The 2686-nt window shown below is 69.2% G+C and carries 4 protein-coding genes; 2 read left to right on the plus strand and 2 right to left on the minus strand.

Features of this window, described 5'->3' with window-relative positions:
- Window positions 1-79: 79 nt before the first annotated feature.
- Both GL263_RS28655 and GL263_RS24705 read left to right on the plus strand, forming a co-directional pair.
- Window positions 80-763: a hypothetical protein gene (locus GL263_RS28655; RefSeq protein ID WP_182857959.1), complete on the plus strand. Its 684-nt coding sequence runs from the start codon at window positions 80-82 to the stop codon at window positions 761-763.
- Window positions 760-1269 carry an ABA4-like family protein gene (locus GL263_RS24705; RefSeq protein ID WP_182857960.1) on the plus strand — a complete coding sequence of 170 codons (510 nt, stop codon included), beginning with the start codon at window positions 760-762 and terminating at the stop codon, window positions 1267-1269. The genes GL263_RS28655 and GL263_RS24705 overlap by 4 nt, the downstream gene beginning before the upstream one ends.
- Here the strand turns inward: GL263_RS24705 and GL263_RS24710 are convergent.
- Together GL263_RS24710 and dcd are read right to left on the minus strand one after the other, a co-directional pair.
- Entirely contained in the window at window positions 1205-1702 is a 498-nt protein-coding gene (locus tag GL263_RS24710) for a phosphoribosyltransferase (protein ID WP_143651352.1), read from the minus strand. The two genes, GL263_RS24705 and GL263_RS24710, sit on opposite strands and share 65 nt — an antisense overlap.
- A 10-nt stretch (window positions 1703-1712) precedes the next feature.
- The gene (dcd, locus tag GL263_RS24715; RefSeq protein ID WP_182857961.1) at window positions 1713-2288 is read right to left on the minus strand and encodes a dCTP deaminase; all 576 of its coding nucleotides are present in this window, start codon (window positions 2286-2288) and stop codon (window positions 1713-1715) included.
- Window positions 2289-2686 lie beyond the last annotated feature (398 nt).

Below are 2686 nucleotides of genomic sequence, written 5' to 3' on the forward strand. Positions count from 1 at the left end.
CCCCCCCCCCCCCCCCCCCCCCCCCCGCCCCCGCCCCCCCCCCCCCCCCCTTTTCTGAGGTCTCGTGGGCTCGGTCGAGATGGCCATCATCGTGAGCGCCGCGGCACTCGGTCGACGCAGCCATTTCAACGTGGCGACCGACCTCGAACGGCTGCTGTTCGCGCTGATGGGGCTCACGATCATCGTGCTCTGGGTCGCGACGCTGGTGATCGCCCTCCTACTCCTCCGCGAACGACTCCGCGAACCCGCGGAAGCATGGGCGCTGCGACTCGGTGCGCTGATCGCCCTTGCCGGACTGGCCCTCGGTGGACTGATGCTCACCCCCACACCGGAGCAGGCCTCCGGTGAGATATCCGGTGCCCTCGGCGCGCACAGCGTCGGCGTTCCCGACGGCGGCCCAGGCATGCCGCTGACCGGCTGGAGCACCGTCGGAGGGGACCTGCGCATCCCGCACTTCGTCGGCATGCACGCGCTCCAGCTCCTCCCCCTTCTTGTGCCCTGCCTCCGCCTCGCCGCTCGCCGTCTCCCCCGCCTCCGTGACACCGGCGTCCGGCTGCGCCTCACCCTCGTCGTCGCCGGCGGCTACAGCGGAGTCGTGCTCCTGGTCACCTGGCAGGCGCTCCGCGGTCAGTCCCTCGTCCGCCCCGACACCCTGACGCTGACCGCGTGGACGACTCTGGCCGCGGTGGCGCTCGCCGCCACCGCGCTCGCCCTGCGGCCGATGCCCCGCGGCCGAACAGCGACGCCGGAGGCCGTACGGTGACCGACACCCTCTTCGGCCTCGCGTTCGCGCTGGCCGCGCCCACCTGGGCTCTGTTGATCTTCGCGCCCGGTTGGCGCTGGACGGACCGGGTGGCCGCCTCGGTACTCCCGATCGTCCCGATCGTGCTGGTGTACATGGCGCTCGCGCTGCCCGTCCTCCCCGAACTGTGGGAAGCGGTGCGCCGACCGGACCTGGCGGCCTTTCAGCGGTTCACCGCCCTTGACGGCGGCGCCGCCGCGATCTGGGCTCAGGTGATCGCCTGGGACCTGTTCATCGGGCAATGGATGTACCGCGAAGGCTGCCGCCTCCGCATACACCCCCTCCTCATGGGCCCGGTGCTGCTGCTCAGCACCCTGCTCTCACCGATCGGCGTCCTGCTGTTCCTCGCGATACGCGCCTTCGCGCAGGTCCACCCCAACCGGCCGACAGGCCCACCCCTGATCAGGCGTCCCGGACCTGGCCCTCACGCTCCACCACCGGCGGAAGCACGCTCCACGGGAAGTTGATCCACTCATCCGTGTGCTTCCACACGTACTCGCACTTCACCAGCGACTGCGGCTTCTCGTAGATCACCGCGCTGCGGACGTCCGCGACGTGCCCCTCGCAGAAGTCGTGGATCAGCTTGAGCGTCTTGCCGGTGTCCGCGACGTCGTCGGCGATGAGCACCCGCTTCTTCGAGAAGTCCACGACGTTCGGCACCGGCGCGAGCATCACCGGCATGGGCAGCGTCGTACCGACCCCGGTGTAGAACTCCACGTTCACCAAGTGCAGGTTCTTGCAGTCCAGCGCGTACGCCAAACCACCCGCGACAAAAACGCCGCCGCGCGCCACGGAGAGGATGATGTCCGGCTCAAAACCGTCGTCGGCGATCGTCTGCGCCAACTCCCGCACCGCCGTGCCGAACGCCTCGTACGTCAGGTTCTCCCGCACTTCGCTCATGCCGCTGCCCTCACACCTTCGTCCGGTGGAAGTTCAGGAACGAGCGGGACGGCGTCGGCCCCCTCTGCCCCTGGTATCGCGAGCCGTACTTCTCCGACCCGTAAGGGTGTTCGGCGGGCGAGGTCAGCCGGAACATGCACAGCTGGCCGATCTTCATACCGGGCCACAGCTTGATCGGCAGCGTCGCCACGTTGCTCAGCTCCAGCGTCACGTGGCCGGAGAAGCCGGGGTCGATGAAGCCGGCCGTGGAGTGCGTGAGCAGACCGAGCCGCCCCAGCGAGCTCTTCCCCTCCAGCCGCGACGCGATGTCGTCCGGCAGGGACACCACCTCGTACGTCGACGCCAGCACGAACTCACCCGGGTGCAGGATGAACGGCTCGTCCCCCTGCGGCTCGATCAGCCGCGTCAGGTCCGGCTGCTCGACCGCCGGGTCGATGTGCGGGTAACGGTGGTTCTCGAAGACCCGGAAGTAGCGGTCGAGGCGTACGTCGATGCTGGAGGGCTGCACCATCGCCGGGTCGTACGGGTCGATCCGCACCCGTCCAGCGTCGATCTCGGCACGGATGTCCTTGTCTGAGAGAAGCACGGGACGAGCGTACGCGCACACAAAGGGCCCGGCTCACCCGGCCGGGCCCTTCGCACGCTCATTCACGCCGGCGGATCGGCGCGCCGAACCTCACGCACCCTCCGCCACGGGGCTCAGACCCCCTTCACTCCCCTGCGCACCGGCACGGCATGACGCAGTCGAGCACAGCGGGGACAGCGAAGCAGTCGTCCAGGCCCGATGCGCTCGCTGCCGAGCTGCTGCATCGGGAACGTGGAGGTGCTGAACTCATGGCCTTCGGCACAGCGGACGACGGTGGCTTCCATCGATTCCCTTCCCCAGGTACATCAACGACAAAAGCCACCATAGGGGAGGAGTCCGACAGTCGACCGCACGGCACTCCGCACCCACGGTACGCCCCCAACCGACCACCCCCACAC

This window comes from Streptomyces durbertensis (assembly GCF_014156695.1).
Taxonomy (GTDB): Bacteria; Actinomycetota; Actinomycetes; order Streptomycetales; family Streptomycetaceae; genus Streptomyces; species Streptomyces durbertensis.